This window comes from Acetivibrio clariflavus DSM 19732 (genome assembly GCF_000237085.1).
Lineage (GTDB): Bacteria > Bacillota > Clostridia > Acetivibrionales > Acetivibrionaceae > Acetivibrio > Acetivibrio clariflavus.
Genome location: NC_016627.1, coordinates 797722 through 815189 on the forward strand (window position 1 = coordinate 797722; position 17468 = coordinate 815189).

21 protein-coding genes and 1 pseudogene are annotated in these 17468 nt (G+C 39.6%); 15 read left to right on the forward strand and 7 right to left on the reverse strand.

Going from position 1 to position 17468, the window contains the following annotated elements; genetic code table 11:
• Positions 1–423: 423 nt before the first annotated feature.
• From CLOCL_RS03325 to CLOCL_RS03335, 3 genes and pseudogenes are all read right to left on the reverse strand, one after another.
• Positions 424–1413, reverse strand: a pseudogene (locus CLOCL_RS03325) (recombinase family protein); the annotation flags it as partial.
• A 15-nt stretch (positions 1414–1428) separates the two neighbouring features.
• Positions 1429–1674 (reverse strand): minor capsid protein, encoded by a 246-nt coding sequence (locus tag CLOCL_RS03330; RefSeq protein WP_169313373.1) that lies wholly within the window; start codon positions 1672–1674, stop codon positions 1429–1431.
• Positions 1675–1687: 13 nt separating this feature from the next.
• Positions 1688–2536, reverse strand: coding sequence for a hypothetical protein (locus CLOCL_RS03335; RefSeq protein ID WP_014254021.1), 849 nt, complete (start codon positions 2534–2536; stop codon positions 1688–1690).
• 140 nt (positions 2537–2676) lie between these two features.
• Between CLOCL_RS03335 and CLOCL_RS03340 the strand changes: the two genes are divergently transcribed.
• Positions 2677–2886 carry a helix-turn-helix domain-containing protein gene (locus tag CLOCL_RS03340; protein ID WP_014254022.1) on the forward strand — a complete coding sequence of 70 codons (210 nt, stop codon included), beginning with the start codon at positions 2677–2679 and terminating at the stop codon, positions 2884–2886.
• Between the two features lie 39 nt (positions 2887–2925).
• The gene (locus tag CLOCL_RS20870) at positions 2926–3885 is read left to right on the forward strand and encodes a DUF4373 domain-containing protein (protein WP_014254023.1); all 960 of its coding nucleotides are present in this window, start codon (positions 2926–2928) and stop codon (positions 3883–3885) included.
• 218 nt (positions 3886–4103) lie between these two features.
• Here the strand turns inward: CLOCL_RS20870 and CLOCL_RS03350 are convergent, their stop codons facing one another.
• Positions 4104–5393 (reverse strand): IS110 family RNA-guided transposase, encoded by a 1290-nt coding sequence (locus tag CLOCL_RS03350; RefSeq protein WP_014254024.1) that lies wholly within the window; start codon positions 5391–5393, stop codon positions 4104–4106.
• A gap of 416 nt (positions 5394–5809) precedes the next feature.
• Here CLOCL_RS03350 and CLOCL_RS22955 point away from each other — a divergent pair, with 416 nt between their 5' ends.
• From CLOCL_RS22955 to CLOCL_RS20875, 6 genes are all read left to right on the forward strand, one after another.
• Positions 5810–7843 (forward strand): phage tail tape measure protein, encoded by a 2034-nt coding sequence (locus tag CLOCL_RS22955; RefSeq protein ID WP_014254025.1) that lies wholly within the window; start codon positions 5810–5812, stop codon positions 7841–7843.
• A complete protein-coding gene (locus CLOCL_RS03360) occupies positions 7843–8250 on the forward strand; it encodes a hypothetical protein (RefSeq protein ID WP_014254026.1) in 408 nt (135 codons plus the stop codon). The genes CLOCL_RS22955 and CLOCL_RS03360 overlap by 1 nt, the downstream gene beginning before the upstream one ends.
• Positions 8237–8719 carry a hypothetical protein gene (locus CLOCL_RS03365; protein WP_014254027.1) on the forward strand — a complete coding sequence of 161 codons (483 nt, stop codon included), beginning with the start codon at positions 8237–8239 and terminating at the stop codon, positions 8717–8719. The genes CLOCL_RS03360 and CLOCL_RS03365 overlap by 14 nt, the downstream gene beginning before the upstream one ends.
• Positions 8700–9308: a hypothetical protein gene (locus tag CLOCL_RS03370; RefSeq protein WP_014254028.1), complete on the forward strand. Its 609-nt coding sequence runs from the start codon at positions 8700–8702 to the stop codon at positions 9306–9308. Before CLOCL_RS03365 ends, CLOCL_RS03370 begins: the two co-directional genes overlap by 20 nt.
• An 85-nt stretch (positions 9309–9393) precedes the next feature.
• Complete coding sequence (locus CLOCL_RS03375; protein WP_014254029.1) at positions 9394–10176, forward strand: sigma factor; 783 nt, start codon at positions 9394–9396, stop codon at positions 10174–10176.
• A gap of 32 nt (positions 10177–10208) precedes the next feature.
• The gene (locus tag CLOCL_RS20875) at positions 10209–10613 is read left to right on the forward strand and encodes a hypothetical protein (RefSeq protein ID WP_014254030.1); all 405 of its coding nucleotides are present in this window, start codon (positions 10209–10211) and stop codon (positions 10611–10613) included.
• A 45-nt stretch (positions 10614–10658) separates the two neighbouring features.
• Here the strand turns inward: CLOCL_RS20875 and CLOCL_RS22375 are convergent, their stop codons facing one another.
• The 3 genes from CLOCL_RS22375 to CLOCL_RS03390 are packed head-to-tail and all read right to left on the reverse strand — an operon-like array spanning position 10659 to position 11762.
• Complete coding sequence (locus CLOCL_RS22375) at positions 10659–10835, reverse strand: hypothetical protein (protein WP_014254031.1); 177 nt, start codon at positions 10833–10835, stop codon at positions 10659–10661.
• Positions 10836–10850: 15 nt separating this feature from the next.
• Positions 10851–11360, reverse strand: a complete 510-nt coding sequence (locus tag CLOCL_RS03385; protein ID WP_014254032.1) for a hypothetical protein — start codon at positions 11358–11360, stop codon at positions 10851–10853.
• Positions 11361–11393: 33 nt separating this feature from the next.
• Entirely contained in the window at positions 11394–11762 is a 369-nt protein-coding gene (locus tag CLOCL_RS03390; protein WP_014254033.1) for a hypothetical protein, read from the reverse strand.
• Positions 11763–11946: 184 nt separating this feature from the next.
• Between CLOCL_RS03390 and CLOCL_RS03395 the strand changes: the two genes are divergently transcribed.
• The 7 genes from CLOCL_RS03395 (at position 11947) to CLOCL_RS03425 (ending at position 17359) form a co-directional block, all read left to right on the forward strand.
• Positions 11947–12174 (forward strand): helix-turn-helix domain-containing protein, encoded by a 228-nt coding sequence (locus tag CLOCL_RS03395; protein WP_014254034.1) that lies wholly within the window; start codon positions 11947–11949, stop codon positions 12172–12174.
• 8 nt (positions 12175–12182) lie between these two features.
• A complete protein-coding gene (locus CLOCL_RS22380) occupies positions 12183–12359 on the forward strand; it encodes a hypothetical protein (protein ID WP_014254035.1) in 177 nt (58 codons plus the stop codon).
• 685 nt (positions 12360–13044) lie between these two features.
• Positions 13045–13473: a DMP19 family protein gene (locus tag CLOCL_RS03400; protein ID WP_014254036.1), complete on the forward strand. Its 429-nt coding sequence runs from the start codon at positions 13045–13047 to the stop codon at positions 13471–13473.
• A gap of 68 nt (positions 13474–13541) precedes the next feature.
• Complete coding sequence (locus tag CLOCL_RS03405; RefSeq protein WP_014254037.1) at positions 13542–13982, forward strand: hypothetical protein; 441 nt, start codon at positions 13542–13544, stop codon at positions 13980–13982.
• A gap of 469 nt (positions 13983–14451) precedes the next feature.
• Positions 14452–15051, forward strand: coding sequence for a DUF5710 domain-containing protein (locus CLOCL_RS03410; RefSeq protein WP_041714905.1), 600 nt, complete (start codon positions 14452–14454; stop codon positions 15049–15051).
• Between the two features lie 463 nt (positions 15052–15514).
• The gene (locus tag CLOCL_RS03415) at positions 15515–15727 is read left to right on the forward strand and encodes a hypothetical protein (protein WP_014254038.1); all 213 of its coding nucleotides are present in this window, start codon (positions 15515–15517) and stop codon (positions 15725–15727) included.
• Positions 15728–16206: 479 nt separating this feature from the next.
• Positions 16207–17359 (forward strand): IS3 family transposase gene (locus CLOCL_RS03425; protein ID WP_027622199.1). Its coding sequence is split into 2 segments (ribosomal slippage): positions 16207–16473 and positions 16475–17359, totalling 1152 coding nucleotides; the frame shifts between segments, so codons are not numbered across the junction.
• Positions 17360–17468: the final 109 nt, after the last annotated feature.

Sequence of the window (17468 nt, forward strand, 5' to 3'; positions counted from 1 at the left end):
CACCTGGATGGCAGTCTTCTGCTGTTCAGGTGTCATTTCTTTTATGTTCCTATACCTGGCCAGGAAAGCATATATCTGTTCCCTGGTCAAAGAATGTGACTGCTGCTGCAGCTTCGCTTCTTCGATCCGGATCATAAGCTGGGCCTTTGACGCTTCCAGTTCGTCCATCTTCGCTTTCATTGATTCGTGGAACATGCCCTTGGCGATGGCGTTCACTATATTGGAAATCTCAAATTCCACTGTTTGAAGCTGCTTTTCATATTTCTTGATCATTTCCGGGATCTCTGTATTCCGGGAAACTGCGTGATTGTAGATCATATCTGTGGCCGCTTCGATTACTTCATCACAGAACAAATTATCATAAAGGGCGTCGATGACCTTCTGTTCAACGAAATCCTTATTGATCGGCTTCATATCACAGGTCCGTTTCGACTTCCTGGCGCTGCATTCATAATAACTGTACACGGTTTTATTCCGACCCATCCTGGCCCGCTTGCCGGTCATGGCAGCGCCACACTTGCCGCAGAAGATACGGCCGGACAGAATATACACGGCTTTCGCAGAATATGCGCCGCTGGCGCGCTTGTTAGCTTCCAATCTCTTTTTCACCCTTTCCCAAAGATCCTGGGAAACTATGGCCGGACATCCGCCAGGGATCCGGATAATTTCGTCATCAGGCTTCATTTTGTGGCCATTTCGCTTCCCGTTTATCTTGTTATAAACCTTATTGAACACAAAAACACCGATGTACTTTTCATTCAATAGCAGATCATGAATGCTATTCTTCCCGAAAGGCTTCCCGGCCTTCGTCTTGTATCCTTTCGCGTTCAGTGCGTCAATGATCGCGCTGTATCCCTTCCCATCAGCAAACATTTCAAATATCATTCTGACAGCTTCCGCTTCCCATTCGTTGATCACATAGGATTTATCAGGGCCAACATCAAAACCCAGCGGAGGGATCCCGCCGGTGTGCTTGCACTGGTACGCTGTTTCCTTCATGCCCTTCATTACTTCACGGGAAAGGTTCTTGCTGTAATATTCGGCCATGCCTTCCAGGACACTTTCCAGGATAATCGATTCGGGACTGTCATCCAGGTTTTCAAGGACCGATATCAACCGGACGCCGCACTTCTTCAAATGGCGCTTATAGTATGCACTGTCAAAGCGATCCCTGCTGAACCGGTCCAGTTTATGGACGATCACGGCCTGAAACATTCCTGTTTCAGCGTCCTTCATCATGTCCAGGAACTGCGGCCGCTGATCCGTTGTGGCCGACTTCGCTTCATCGGCGTATATCCTTATTATGTTTATTCCTTCCCTGGCAGCGAATTCTTTTATGGCCCTGACCTGGGCGTCGATCGATTCTTCACGCTGGTTGTCGCTGCTGTATCTTGCGTATATTACGGCATTCAATGGATCACCCCCGGATTATTCTTCTGGATCATAATAGACAGTAGTACACCTGCACCCGTCATGGAGCGGAGGATAGTTTTTGCCTGGAACTGCTTTATTGATCCGGAAGTGTCTTCCGTCCAGTTTTCGGCACACAGAGCAGCATTTATCATCCAGTGTGGCCATAAACTCATATTGTTTATAACCGGATCTCTTATAAGATTCAAGAATACTGTCTGTATAAGCAGGCTGGACACACGGATCGGCTTTACTAACTGACATACACACCATCCTTTCATTGGTTTATTTCCTGGGTGTCTGCCTTTAGTGACTTATTTTTCCGGCGATCGCACGGAAGATAACAATATTCCAGGTTCTTTCTTCCGATAAACCACTTGTGACACATTTTACAGCGTTTAACGGAGTTATACCCTTCCTTTGGGTTTGAAACAATAGAAGCTAATAATTGCATTCGTGCTAAGGCCAGAATTGAGCTATAAGATAATTCAAGGTAAGGCACTCCATCCCTAACGTCTATATAATAAACGGCATTCCCAGCAAAATTATAACGCTGCAACGACAATGGCCTTCCGTGTTCTACATCATCGCGCCACTGCCAGAAACGATTACTAATTGCATGGATATCCTGTAAGAAGCGTAAGGCGTCACAGCTTGAGTTTAATCTTTTATAAGTTTCTATTCCAATGTCATATATATCGATATGCATGTTCATTCCTGTGCTTAATCCTTCCAGATCGATAGATGAATACAAAGACACAGATTTTTCACTATCTCCAATGTATGGAAGGCCATATTCACGACACCATTCAATTATTAAATTCTGACATTCTTCATTCTGTAAAATGGCCGCATAATTCGGTAGACGAAATTTACAAGCACTTTTAATTGCTTCCCAAAGGTTAATGATAGACATCAAGATTATCCTACGTGTCTTCTGGCACCGGTCTTGACTATCATCAACGCGGACCATTCCTTCATATCTTTTACCTTTACCGATGATCCATGCTGTTTCACCGTACCATTCTACGGTGTAATTATCAAATTTAATTTCATGGTACATTGCAGATTCGAATTCAGCAATGACAATATTGTTTTTAACAGTACCTGGGTTTATTGTTCGCATATTTATTTCACTCCTTGACGGATAAAGTGACGTTTTGAAGTTTTTTTGTCATCGTAAATATTGTATCATTAGGAAAAGGGAAAATCTACTACAAATTAATAAAATTTTATACAAAAAAAGAAAGGAGCGAAGACGCAAAAATGCTTGATAAATCACTGTTTTTAAGCGCAAAGGATCTTATTGAAATGGGTTTCGGAAGCAAGACGACTGTGTATAGGCTTATGAATTCACCTGGATTTCCTGCGATTAAAATAGGTGGCCGAGTTTTCGTAACAAAAAAAGCTTTCAATCTTTGGCTGAAAAAGCAATTAAAACAGCACGATCCTGGCGCAGATGAATGTATAGTCTAAAAGTGAGGTTTCATTAAGATATTGAAAGGGGGTGGGCTTATGGCATTATATTTCAGCCATGATTCGAATGCAGTAACGGATCCGAAGGTCCTTGACATGCGCGCTGATTATGGCATGGAGGGTTATGGCGTTTTTTGGGCCATTGTTGAACTTCTGTGTAAGGAAAGTGAATACAAGCTTCCATATGCTAAATCAACATTCAGAGCAATAAAAACATTGTGCTTTCCTTCATTTGAGGTCGAGAAGTTCATTAATGATTGCATAGAAGAATATAAGCTGTTCGAATGTGATGGTGAATACTTCTGGTCCAATAGCCTTTTAAGAAGAATGAATATGATGGATGAAGTCAGCAAAGCAAGATCGGAAGCTGGAAAGAAAGGTGCTGCAAGCCGTTGGAATAACAATAAGAACAGCAAAAAGACCGATGATAATGGCAATGATATAGCAAACGAATGGCAAAGCCATAACAATGCCATAGACAACGTATCACAGAGCCATGGCAATGATATAGCAAATGAATGGCAAAGCCATAGCTGTGCTATAGCAAATGATGGCAATAAAAATAAAATAAAAGAAAATAAAGAAAAAGAAATTAAAACAAATCAAAACACTATCCCCCTTGATCCCCCAGAGGGGGAATGCGGAGGGGTTGTTTCTGATGATATTGCCATTCAGGAAGATACTTCTTCAAAGAAATGCAAACGCAGCAGGAAGGTAAGCACTGACGATCCTTTATTTAATCAATTCTGGGAAGCATACCCGAAAAAGGTTGGCAAGAAGGAAGCTGCCAAAGCGTGGGACAAGCTGAAACCGGATGGAAATCTATTCAGTATTATTATATCCGCTATTGAACGATTGAAGAAGTCACCACAATGGACCAAAGAGGGCGGCCAGTACATACCATATCCGGCCACTTTCCTGAATGGTGAACGATGGAATGATGAATATACTATTCCCAACATTGTTACCAGAAATGATGATCTGGACGAATTTTTCTGATTACGATCACCTTTTAGGTGTTTCGTATAGATATTTTATTACAGAAAGACCAGCTAATTAAAGTCAAGAGTTTATAATAAAAATTTTGAGAAATTTTTTTAGGCTCCTGACGTTAATGAAACGCATGACAACAAGACCACCTAGGTGAGGTAGACATAAAATAGCTGGTCTAAAATAGCAAGTTGCTCTTTGAAAACTGAACATCAAGTACAGTACTATCAAGCTGCTGTATGCTTTGCTGCAAGCATTTGAGCGTGTTCCTGGGGGCTGCGTAACTGGTAAGGTTTCCTATCCCTTAGGACAGCAAAGATGATACAAACAAGCTTGCGCATAACAGCTCCCAAAGCTACTTTCTTAGGCTTACTCTGGCATTTTTGTTGGTAGAACTCCAGCAGCACAGGGTTGCAAGCTGTCTTATCCCGCTTGGTACGGATATTAGCAAGAGCAATTGTGAAAAGCACCCTGCGAAGCAGCCTTGAACCTCTCTTAGACATCTTGTTCCGTGTGCCGGTAAACTCTCCGGACTGCATGACAGAGGGGTCAACGCCGAAATAAGCAACCAGCTTGCCTGGCTTTTTAAAGGCTGAAAAGTCTCCAATCTCCGCAAGAATAGTAGCAGCAGAGAGAAGGCCTATACCTGGCAGGCTCTGCAAAAGTTCAAGCGTCAATGCCAGCATGGGCATATCCTTCGCCATATCTTCAGCAATCAGTAGACGAATGGACTTAAGGACTTTCTCCAGGCTTTCTTCCAAGGTTTTGATCATGGAGATATATACGCCCAGCATAATAACATTTGAGGCATTATGAATGCTCAGAGGTGCAAAATCTCTGGCCTTGGAGACCAGAAGCTCATACTTGGCAGTTGACCATTTGAGACTTTTGCGGGATTTCTTCTGAATCAGTGAAATCAGCTTGTTCCTGTCAGCCTTAAGAATATGGGCAGGAGTAGGATACTCCTCCAGGACAGCCATAGCAGCCTTTGAAAATATATTGGAGAAGACATCCTTGAAGTTAAGCATGAGTTGGTCAACAATACCGGTAAGCCTGTTTTTGTAGGCGGTAAGCTCATCACTCAGTTTGTAGTACTGGCGACATAGGCTCCTTAGGCACTCAATATCCTCATTGGGGATGTTGGTTGACTTAAGTTCCTGAAATCTATAGAGTAGGGCAATTTTCCGGGCATCCACTTTATCATTTTTCACTTTTCTGATTCCAATATTTTTGATAGAATCAGTTTGGATGGGGTTTGTTACCGAAACCTCAAATCCAGCTTTACAAAGTGAATGGAAAAGGATTTTGTGATAGTGCCCGGTGGATTCCATGACTATGAAAGGCCTTGAAGCAAAATCTTTTTCCGTTTTATTAAGCAATTCAACGGCTCTTTCAACGTCGGTATTGGAATCATGGTGAATCTTCATGCGGGCAACCACTTCATTGGTAGGAGAAAGAATCGCCATTTCACTGAAGAACTTACCCACATCAATTCCTGCAATGGGTCTGAAATTCATTAAAATGCCTCCTTTTTAAGATTAATGGACTTAAAAGCCTCCATTCCTTCCCATGTAAGCAAACAACCTTGCATGTGACACGAGGAACCAGCCAAAGAGCTGGCCTCAACCAGCCAAATCATGTAGACTTACCGGAATGGATAAATACTCTTTCTTACGGGTAATCGGCCCGCTAAGGTCCGTCCCAGGAGGTGAAACACTCACCTTCCAAGTCCGGAAGATATTATACATGATTGTCAAGGTTCAGGCCAACAGTTGCTGGCAAAATGGCTAAGATGTGAAGCCGGATGATGTGCTTGATGTTTAGAAAAGAATGAAGTTTGAAGTGTTATGTTAACAATGAATTTTAATGGGTCGAACAGTGGCTTCGGTCACTGATTTAATACAATATTAATTGTACAAGGAGTTGAAAAGAAATGGCAGTATCTACAAGTATTACCCTGCAGGATAGAATGACGAATATTCTGCAACGTCAAGTCGGAGCGATAAACCAGATGATCAACAGGTTAGAAAGGGTTGACAGGTTAACAGAACAGCTTGATCCAGCAAGTGCCTTTAATAATGGTGCCAGAGCAGCAGACAACATGTCCAACAGGCTTAACAATATCGGAAGACAGCAGGAGTATGTTGAAAGGGGTGCTGATCGGATCAAGTCTTCATGGGGTGGCATAAACAACATCATTGGAAAGGTTCTGGCCGCGCTGGCGGCAAAGAAGACATTCGACTTCACTGTCGGCGCGGCACTTGATCTGGATAAACTTGAACGCGAATTCCAGGCAAGGCTCGGCAGCGTGGACATCGGAACCGCGATGTATCAGAAACTGCAGGACCAGGCCAAAGGATCCGCCTTCACCTTTGATGAATTGGCAAAGAACACCCTTTCCTTTATGTCAGTAACAACGAAACCGCAGAACCTGGACCGCTTGAATAAACTGGCTGAAAGGTTGGCTGTGTTCGATAAGACCGGCCAGGGCCTTGAAGGCGCCGGGTTCTCATTGAAGGAAGCGCTGTCCGGTGACATCGTATCCCTGGCCGAACGCTTCAACATGTCGAAAGCACAGATCAGGGCATTCGGTATCGATGAACTGGGAAAGAAGGGCGACATCGAAGGTTTTATCACGCAGTTCGAAAAGCTGCTTGACGCGCAGAACATGGGCGAAGAAGCATATCAGAAAATGCTGCAGGCCCCAAAAACTCAAATGGAAATGTTCTTGTCGAACCTGAAAATGGGGTTCGCCCAGGCTTCCACAGAAGCAGCAAATGCACTTATGCCATTGATCACCAGGCTGAATGAATGGTTCGCTTCGGATTCGGCGGAACAGTTCTTCGCTTCCTTCGCCAGCGGGTTGAGTACGGCCGTTGACTTCGCCATGCAGCTATTCGACGGGGTGTCCGATATTGCAAACTTCATTTCCACGAACTGGCCAATGATTGAACCTATCGTCTGGGGCTTGGCCACAGCGATCGGTGGCGTCGTTCTGGCACTGGGAATATATAAAACAGTTGCTGCAGCAGTAGCAGTTGTTCATGGCATAATGAGCGCGGCACAAATGCTGGCTACTGGGGAAACGATAGCACATACGGCCGCACAGTGGGGCCTTAACTCTGCCCTGCTTGCATGTCCTATAACCTGGATCGTTCTGGCCATTATCGCACTGATAGCCGTGATCGTCGGCTTGATCATATGGATAAAGAACCTATGGGAAAAGAACGATCAGTTCGCTGCTGGCCTATTGAGGGCATGGAACAGCATTCTGAACTTCTTTGACCAGGTGCCGATCTTCTTCACGAAAGTCGGGATCGGGGTTGTGAACGCATTTTTCAGCATGAAAACCAAAGCACTGGAAATCGTTGACGCCCTTGTGAACGGCGTAATTGAAGGCATTAACTGGATGATCGGCGTTCTGAATAAGATCCCTGGCGTTTCTATCAGCGCCATTGAAACGGTTGACTTCGCTTCGAAGGCAAAGCTGCAGGAAGAAGCAGTCAGACAGGCCGGTGAAAAGGTCATCGCTGAAATGGAAGCGAATGCAGCGGCCAAAGCTGCAGCCAGGGAAGCAAAGGTCCAGGAAATGCTTCGCGAAAGGGCTGAAAAGCGCGCTGCAGACGCTGCAGAACAGGAAGCTAAAAAGGCCGCGAATTCTGCCGGGAAAGACTATGAACAGAAGCTGGCTTCCTTCCAGGGCAAAGACACCAATATTGATGAAATCGGGAAGGTCGGCGAAGTCGGCAAGATCAATGATGAAGTCGATATTTCCGAAGAAGACATCAAGCTGCTTCGGGATATAGCCGAAGTTAGAGCAGTTCAGAACTTCGTGACGCTGACGCCACAGGTAACGCTGACGGATATCAAGATCAGCGAAAAAGTGGACCTGGATGAAGTGGCTGCAGCCATCGAAAGGAAGCTGGAAGACGAATTCATCACAGCAGCGGAAGGGGTGTATAGCTGATGAAATTCAAGAATCAGGCCCAGGATATGGATCATAAGACATTGCTTCGAATGCTTCACTTATACCTTGATGAAAGGTTTAATGGACGGATCAATGTTACAGGCCGATCGGCCATCGTGAACCTGATCCAGACCATGCTGAATAATAACTTGAAGTTTGATGAAACAATGTCGGCCTGGGAAGTGTATTACACCCTTTTTGAACTGCACCAGGAAGTAAATGTCCCGGCAAAGCGCAGAAGCCCAAAGTTCATGCACAAGCAGATAGATGGCTTCTTTACCGGTACATATGGCCGGTACTATAACAGGTCAGATATAATCCGCTTTTATGCAGAAGTAGGAGGCAAGGAAGCGGAAGATATTATTAAACAAAGTAAAGAAAGGATGATGATGAATGAACGCACTTGAATTGATCAGAAAGAGGGAATCTGACTGGCAACAGAAAAAGATTGATCTGGAAGCCCAGATCGCTTCTGACAACGAAACAGGAGCCAGGAACCTGGAACTGCTTAATGAGTACAACAAATTCATGAAGACCTGCCCTATCACTGAAAGCAGAAGGAAGCACTTGTATATATTGCATGGGAAACCGGTTCTTGATGAATATATTGCGCCATACAGAGCGGCCCTGGAAGAAGCAAGGGCAAATTTTATCAATGCTTTTGCGGCGTATAAAGCGGCAGCGGCAAAAGCCCATATGGCAAGCAAACATTGGGGCGGAGAATGGTTCCCTGCAGCCAATGCAGAATCAGAATCAGTAGACCTTACAAGAATAGGGAATATTCCATTGCCCGCTGTTCCGGATCCTAACTTGTGCGATGATGTCCAGGTTGATGAAAATGAAGGAGGTATCGAATATGAACAAATCATATTTTAAGGATCTGCAGGATATACTTGATGATTTCGTAAAGACAAATGTCAGGTATAACGAAATTGCAAAACAGTATGAAAAGATGTATAAGCCGGATGAATTCAGGAACAGGATTGAGGAATTGAAGGTAAGGTATAAAGAACAGGCCAAACAGTTTAAGCAGGCCTTCATTGATCAAGTCAAGAAGTTAAAGGATGAATTCAGTAAGGATCTACAGGCTGCAAAATATATTTCGGATCCTGGCTTTACAAACGTGATTAATATCCTTACATATGGCGGCAAAAACATGGATGGGACAACCATTAAAAACCTTGTTGCGCCATACCTGGATGATTATTTAGCCAGAAAAAGTATCGCTGCAATTATAAAAGAGCAGGGACGCGATCCAGAAGCCCTTGAAATTGATAACGGCTTTGATCTTATAGGTGCTATCAAGAACATTGAAACTACCGGCGAAAAGATGTTCGACAGTGCGATCGTATATACTTTCCCGGTTCAGTTTTCATTCGAAGCAAGTCCCAGTGTTCTTACACATATGATTTCCCGTGCTTCTGATAGCGTTGACAGCAACAGCCAGGGCGCAAAAATTATATAAGGTTTTAAGGGCGGCAATGTAAGAAATAGAGATATACACTGCCGTCCAATTCCTTATTTTATAAAGACGAATGAGGATATCGGGGGTGGTATCTGTGGGGAATGTAGTAAATGAAGTCCTGGTAATCTTAATCCAGGAAGGCCGTAAAGATCTTATTTCCATTCTGTGGGAACAGAATAAAAAACTTATAGCATGGCTTGCCGGGAAATTTTATGTAAAGCATATGGATCGGTGCGCTGCTGCAGGCGTAGAGGAAGAGGATCTGATCCAGGAAGGTTTTTTTGCGCTACTGGACGCTATTAAGTATTATAAGGCTGAAAGTGGGTATAAATTTACAACTTACATAGAGTATCCACTGTTAAGTAAGATGAATCAACTTATAGGGTACAGAGGGAAGTCAGATCAGTTAAACGATACTATAAGCTTAGAAGAAAGCGTAAGTACTGAATTTGAAGATATTTGCCTTTCTGACGTTATTTCGGATCCTAACGCTGAATTCGAAGATAAAATCATACATGATGATACGTTGTCAAAGCTTCGTGAAACGCTTATTGAAATCATCGAAACACTTCCGGAGAAGCAGAAGAATATTCTGCTTGCAGAACTTAATGATACCAGCAAGGACATTATTGTGAAAATGTATCAAATGACTGATGATGAATACAACCGGCTCCGCGGACAAGCACTGCAGAACTGTAGAAAGCCGCATAATATACAAAGGCTCATTGAATTCATGGATCCCTACAGGTTAGGCCTGAAAGGAACGGGATTTTCAGTTTGGTATCATTCAAGGACAAGTAGCGTCGAAAGGGCAGTTGAAAAGATCATGGATCTTGAAGCAGCGATCGCGACAGCTTTGTGCATATAAAATAACCTGAATATTATTGTGGAGGGATCGAAATGAAAGGAACCAGTAAAGACGAAAAAGCAAAAGCGCTGCCAAATATGTGGAAGAGGCTTGCAATAGATGACTTAATGAAGCTTCAAAGGCTGAAGGATAGTATAACCGTAATTGAGAACAATTACAGCAAAGGGAATATCGATTCATCTACTATGAAATATTTATCAAAAGCTATAGAAGCTAATAAAATATTGATCCGGTGCATTGAAAGAGCCCTGGACACCTTAACAGAGGAAGAAAGAATAATACTGGACCGGTTTTATATTAATAGGCAGAAATACCCGGCGGAATCTGTGATGAAAGATATTAGGATCGGGCGTTCCAGGATCCATGAAAAAAAGGCTGCAGCGCTTCAAAAATTCACTATAAGCATGTATGGGCCGGTTGATATATTCAACCTATGAAAAAGCGCCCCCAGGGACGTAAGGGGCGCTCATAAACTCATTTTCTTATCTATGGGTACTATAAACCATTGGCGTAATTAAAGCTGCTTTTAGGCGTTCAATGGCTTCTGTATGGTACTGCTTATCCTTTTCGTTGGTATCATGTTTGAGTAGGTATTCAAGGGCCTGAATGGATTTTATGATCTTATTTCGGTCATCTGGGACAATAACCTGCATAGGCATTTACATTCCTCCTTACTACCTTGACAAGGCTTCGGCCATCAAGGCCATGGCCATCTTATAACCATCTGTCCAACCCCGTTTTTCAATTTCGAACGCATAATCACAGATAATGGAATCAATTTCATCAAAAAGCCTTTGCGGTACTGCAGCTTCAATGGTTTTCCTTGCTTTATGGTCAAGGACTGCGGCAGAACTGCTGTAATCAGGATCCTGGGTGTGATCAAGGAATAACCTGGTGATCGTTTCGGTGGATCCCATAAAGAGATCCCAATTTGATACAGCTAACTTTGAGAAGGATTCAACGATTAGCCTTGTTGCTTCTTTGAAACCATCAATAAAACCGCGTTTCTCCACTTCGTAGAAATAGTCATTCAGGATCGGATCTATTTTAAGCACATGATCCTTTGATAACAGATTGTATATACTGTCAAAAACTTTGTTATTGGCTTCATTTACAGCTTCGCAATGCTCCGGGGTATTAATGTGGGTACTGAACATGTTTTCAAGTAAATTTTTCATTTCCATAGGTAAATCTCCTTTCATTTAACCATAGTTTTTTTACTTGTTGAAGTAACCTTCAAGCGGATTAATGATACCAATAGATTTTTTCTTAATTACACCCATGCGTTCCAGGTATATAATGGCGTCTTTTATGCCTTGCTTATAAAAATGCTTTGCGGCTTCCTGGACTGCTGTGTTTGCTGATTCTCTTATGTCTTCCGCTTCTTTAATGAGACCAGACGCCTTTATGGTCTCCAGGCTTCGATTAAAGCTGATTATATGATCATTAAGATCACATCGTGAAGTCTTTACATAGTTGTTGTAAGTACCGTCGAACCAACCTTCAAATAGCACATCAGCTACAAAGCGCTCAAGGGATGGCGGATCTGGGAGCTGTCTGGGCGTTTTTGCATTCACTATATCCATTGGCTGAAACCTCCTTTCTGTGATAACGAAATTATTTTTGAATACGCGTATTTATTTTGTAATCACATTATAAATCATTAAATTTGCTATGTCAATCATAATTTTTGAATACGCGAAATAAATTTTATATAGCTTTACAAATTTCGTAAACGCATATATAATTGACTTAATGGGAGGTGTTAAAATGTCGATAGTTTACAAAAAGTTATTTCATATACTCCTTGATAAAGGGATGAAAGATAGTGAGTTTGCGAAGAAGGCCGGTATTGCTGCAAGCACTATGACAAAACTTCGCCAGGGGAAGACTGTTCAAACAGATATTATTGATAAGATCTGCAAGGCATTGGATTGCCAACCGGGGGACATCATGGAACGTATTCCGGATGATGACGATATTATCGACTTTGGATAGGTGATTTTATGGTTTTACTATCAGAATATAGTGATTACTTGATCGTCAATGAGGAAGGGATCACGCTGGATCCTGGTGCACCAGATGAGATAAAAAAGAAGGTTATAGACATTGACAATGAATACTTTAAGACCTATGGACATCACCTTATAAAAGGCATTGCCGATCCTGGTCCTTTGAAATAAACCTGACAAAACCTGACCGTCGCGCGCGTATAAGGTAAAGGTGTATAGGATAAATGTTAGTAAATGTTAGCCTTCGCGCGCGTATATGATAGGCCGCTAAAAGGTTAAATCCTTGATCCTGGTTTAGTAAAAAAAGATGGAGTAAAAAAGGGATTAAGTAAAAAATGTCTAAACCCTAAATTGAGAGTTTAGACATCAATTTTTTTAAGCCAAAACACAGCAGAATGCAGCATTTTAGAGAAATAAATATACCAGGTGCATAAAGCCATGCAGACGATCAGCACTGGCCGAACGAAAAATAAGAATGCCCTTCGGCTAATTAACCGAGGGGCAATTCATTATTTTTTGGTGTTGTGCCGGTATTCTTTTAATGCGATCTCCAGCTTCATCCTGAAAGGGATCTCCTGGAATTCTTCACTGTTGCACCTTGACAGGTGTCTGTTCGCCTCCACCACATACATAGTTATATCTATGATTTTTAGCACTTTAGCAATCAAGATTACAAGTTTGATTCGGAAGAAATTATTCTGTGTCCTATACTTGTAGTCTTTTTTATTTAGTCTATATTTTTGATTAGATTATATAAATGATTTGCATATGTAATTATAAAAACATACTGAAAAAGATTAAAAACGAGTGTTGAAAATTTTTTTATTTATAGCATAAGGTGGAAGGAAAGATTTAAATGGATAAAAAAATTAAAGCTATGTTAGATGAAGAATGGGATAATGAAGAATTATTTTATAATATTTCAGATTATTGTATAGATAAGGAAATTAAAGATGGATATGAAAAATTAGATGAAAACGAAAAGCATTTTTTTGCGATTGGCAAATTATTAATGGAAGTGAATAATGGCGGATTTGATCAATATTTCTTAAATACAGAGGGAGAATATATTAGGGATACTCTGCACTTTTTAAATTTAATTGGAGAAACGGAATTCTCTAAGTTGTTTAGCAAAGCAGTAAATATCTTTGAATCCGATAAAACAGATGATGAAAAAGATGATGCTTTTTGCGAGCTTGATGATGAATTTTATGAATTGGAAAGCTCTGCATATGAAAATTTATATGATAAATGTATTAGTTATATAAAAGAACAAGTAAAATGATTATAATTGGGGAGATAAGTATGAAAAAAGTTAGAGCTATACTGATCCTTTTGGTTTGATGTATTTTAATGTCTGGTACATATTTAACTATTTATGGAAATGGATTTTGTGCTGTATCGAAAGAGTTAAAAGTTGGTGATGAGCTATATATACCGAAAGGTTATAAGAATGAATTGGATAAGATGAAATTGACAGAAATTGCTCCTATGCCATATTTCACAAGTCCTTTTATTACTGTCGAAAAAGATTCTATAGGAAATCAGTATGCAGTCATCTTTCGAGAGGATGGAAAAGTTGACAAGGTAATTTTACCTGAAACTTATGAGAATATTGTAGCAATCTATGAAGCAAAAGGTTTTAAGGTTGAAAAATACGCTCAAGAATTTTCGAATTTGCATTTATTCGAAATTAACGGTAAATTATACTGGAACTTTTCGAGTAAAGGTGAAGATGTTTTCTTAGATCTATATGGCAAGGAAGAATATCCATTAAAACAAGATAATTATTAGATTAAACGGTCAAACCTTATACTTTTAGGTATCGAGTTTCAATTTACATGAAACAATCATATGAAGAATTTTAGAGAGTTAATATTTTTACAGGTATTTTCACTTTAGGGAGTTACCTGTGTTAGTCTAATGAAAAAATGTACCTCAAAATTAGTATCAGTTGAATTCCTTGAGAAAATTTAATTAAGCTTTAAGCTAATTATGAGTTTGAGTACAATCAAAGCTCCAGGAATATGTAATGTATTAATGGATCAAAAGTAGATATGTGTTTTGTCAATAGAAAGTAGGTTCATACAGAGATAGTTAAAACACAATAATTTTGTAATCCTAAAATTTTTATTTTCATAATCATATATAATTTTTCAACTAGCTCTGGAAAGAACCAAATTTTTATTGACATTTACAGGATTATTTATTAGGTTGGAATTATATTAATTATTATTATATTTAAATTTGGAGGAGTAATAATATGAAGTGTTATATTAATTGTCCGTATGAAGAAAAGGACGAAGCAAAAAAATTGGGAGCTAAATGGGATCCGGAAAAAAGATCGTGGTATTTTGACTATATAACGCATAAAAGTGAAAGCTTTAAAAAATGGCTTCCCCCATCAGTAGCATTATTACCAGATTTATCTGCAAACATTAATGAACCTTATAAACCAGATCACCAAAAATATTTTCTAATGGAAGCAAAAGACGTCAAACCTTTCATTTTTGTGACAGGAATTAATGAATATGGAGATATATACAATTTGATATTTAGTATTAAAAAGGAATGGGCTTGTTGTGAGTGTATGTCAGACGATTTGCTTGAATATTTAGGTGATAATGAAGAGTGTTCTGATGAAGAATATGAATGTGCACTTGAAAAATGCAGATTAAAGCATGCTAACGATCCGGAATGTTGTGATAGTCCTATTGGAGGTGGTGGGGGCGATATTGATAATTATATTGAAATTGAAGCAACAATACATAGAAGAATAAAATATTCATATCAATATTTAGGTCAATTTAAAAATTTAGATGAATGTCGTGCATATTTAGCAAACTATTCAATAACTGAATAATATTTTATATAAAATAGGGCTCTGTCAGCAGTAGCTTATTTTTATTACATTTTCTATATATCCTGTGGATACAGTGGGAATTCCAAAAACTAGTAACACATTAATAAAAGATATAAAATATACCGTTTTATAGGAGGATTGTTAATGCTATTCTAAAACTGGTTCTTTACAAAGTTAGTTGAAACACAATAATTTTGTAATCCTAAATTCTCTATTTTCATAATCATATATAATTTTTCAACTGGCTCTGGAAAGAACCAAATTTTTATTGATTTTTACACTTTAATATTGTTCTATCTTATACGTAAAAAAGAAGCTTTAAGACTTTTTAAGGTAAAGCGAATCTTTTGGTTCTCACTACAATAAAAGGAATTAATATAAATACTTGCTAATTTGACAATATAGGATATAATAGAAATCACATAATTGTTTATGTCATTAATAACTAAGAGGGGGATCGTGTATGTGCGAAAATGTTAAACTGACATCAATACAGAGAAACGAATTTGACGTTGCTGTTGAATTAACACAATTGCACTGTGAAACGAATATTGTTAAACCCGATGATATAAAGAAAATTTTTGCGGAATATTATAGTTTGGCAAGAATACTGAATTGCACCAGTGAAGATACTTTGATTAATTTCCTTCCGGAGAATGTGAAGAATAAACTATAATCAGCAAATATCTATCATTTATAATATTTTTTCCGGCTTACGTCGGGTTTGTTTTTTATAAATTATATTTTTGTATATTTACTGATACTGATAAAGGCAAACATTAATAACTGCAAGTAGATTAGTTCCATAATACCTTGGTGTAAAAATATATTTCAATATAAAATGAACAAGATATCACTCTTCTTAGTAAACTGTTAGCCGCAAAACACATCTTTTACCGAGGAGGCTCTCTTAAATATATCACTTACCATTTCCATCACAAGTTAAACCGTAATTTTATGTATTATGACTGCTGTATCTATTATTGTCAGGGGGAAAGTAAGGATGAAAATTTATTGCATGTCTGATATTCATGGGTGTTTACCGGAATTTGAAAAAGCATTATAAATGGTATTGGACCAACTTGATAAAGAAGATATATAATGATACCATAAATTAAGACAGACAAAACGGTCAAAATAAGTTAGAATAGAAATATGAAAACGAGAAGAAAGTTTACACCAGAAGAAAAAGCAAAAATAGTGATTGAGGTCTTAAGGGAAGAAAAGACGCTGAATGAGATAGCTGCCGAATATGAAATTCATCCTAATCAGCTAAGTCGCTGGAAGGCAGAATTTATAAGCAATGCAGGCAGAGTTTTCAGTAAGGAAACTGATGAAGTAGAGAAGGTCAAACAGTCGTATGAGAAGGAGAAGGACGAACTGCTTAAGCAAATTGGCCAACTTTCATATGAAGTTGCCTGGCTTAAAAAAAAATCTGGCCGACTCTAAGTCCCGGGAAGACCGCATGAAGATGATTGAGAGAGAAGAAAAGAAATTAAGCATAAAAAGGCAAGCTGAACTGTTAGGTATTAATCGTACAAGCCTTTACTACAAGCCAGTACCGGTAACAGATGAGGAATATCTAATAAAACGTATTATTGATGAGGTATACACGGTTCATCCGGAATATGGCTATCGCAGGATGACAAATATCCTACACCGGGATTACCACATACAAATCAATAGGAAGCGTACACGGCGATATATGAGGGAAATGGGGATTCACGGTTTCTGTCCCGGGCCTAATCTTAGCAGACGTCTGCATAACAAATATTTGTACCCGTATTTGCTAAGAGACTTAAATATAGATCATCCCAACCAGGTATGGTCTATAGACATAACATATTGCCGTCTTAAACGTGGATTTATGTATATGGTAGCTATAATAGACTGGTATTCCCGGTATATTGTTGGATTTGAGTTATCAAATACTTTAGATAGGACATTTGTATTAGAAGCGATAAAAAAGGCAATCAAACGATATGGTAAACCTGAAATTATGAACAGCGATCAAGGTAAACAGTTTGCCAGTGAGGATTACATAAAATTACTAAAGAGTAATAATATAAAAATTTCAATGGATGGGAAAGGACGAGCCTTGGATAATCAAAGGATAGAGCGTTTTTTTCGAACTTACAAGTGGGAGATGCTTTATCATGAAGATTGTGAAACGGGTCAGCAACTTCGGCAAAAAACGAGGGAATATATTGAATATTATAACAACAAGAGACCACATCAGTCACTAGGCTATAAAACGCCGTCAGAATATTATTTTGGGATTAACAAAGAGATTAAGGCAGTAGTATAAAACCTTGGGGCTCTGCCCCAAACCCCGTCCTCGCCGGAAGGCAGCCGGTCTGTCATAACAGACCGGGAATCAAAAGGATATATAACCATTGGATGTCAAGGGGCAAGAT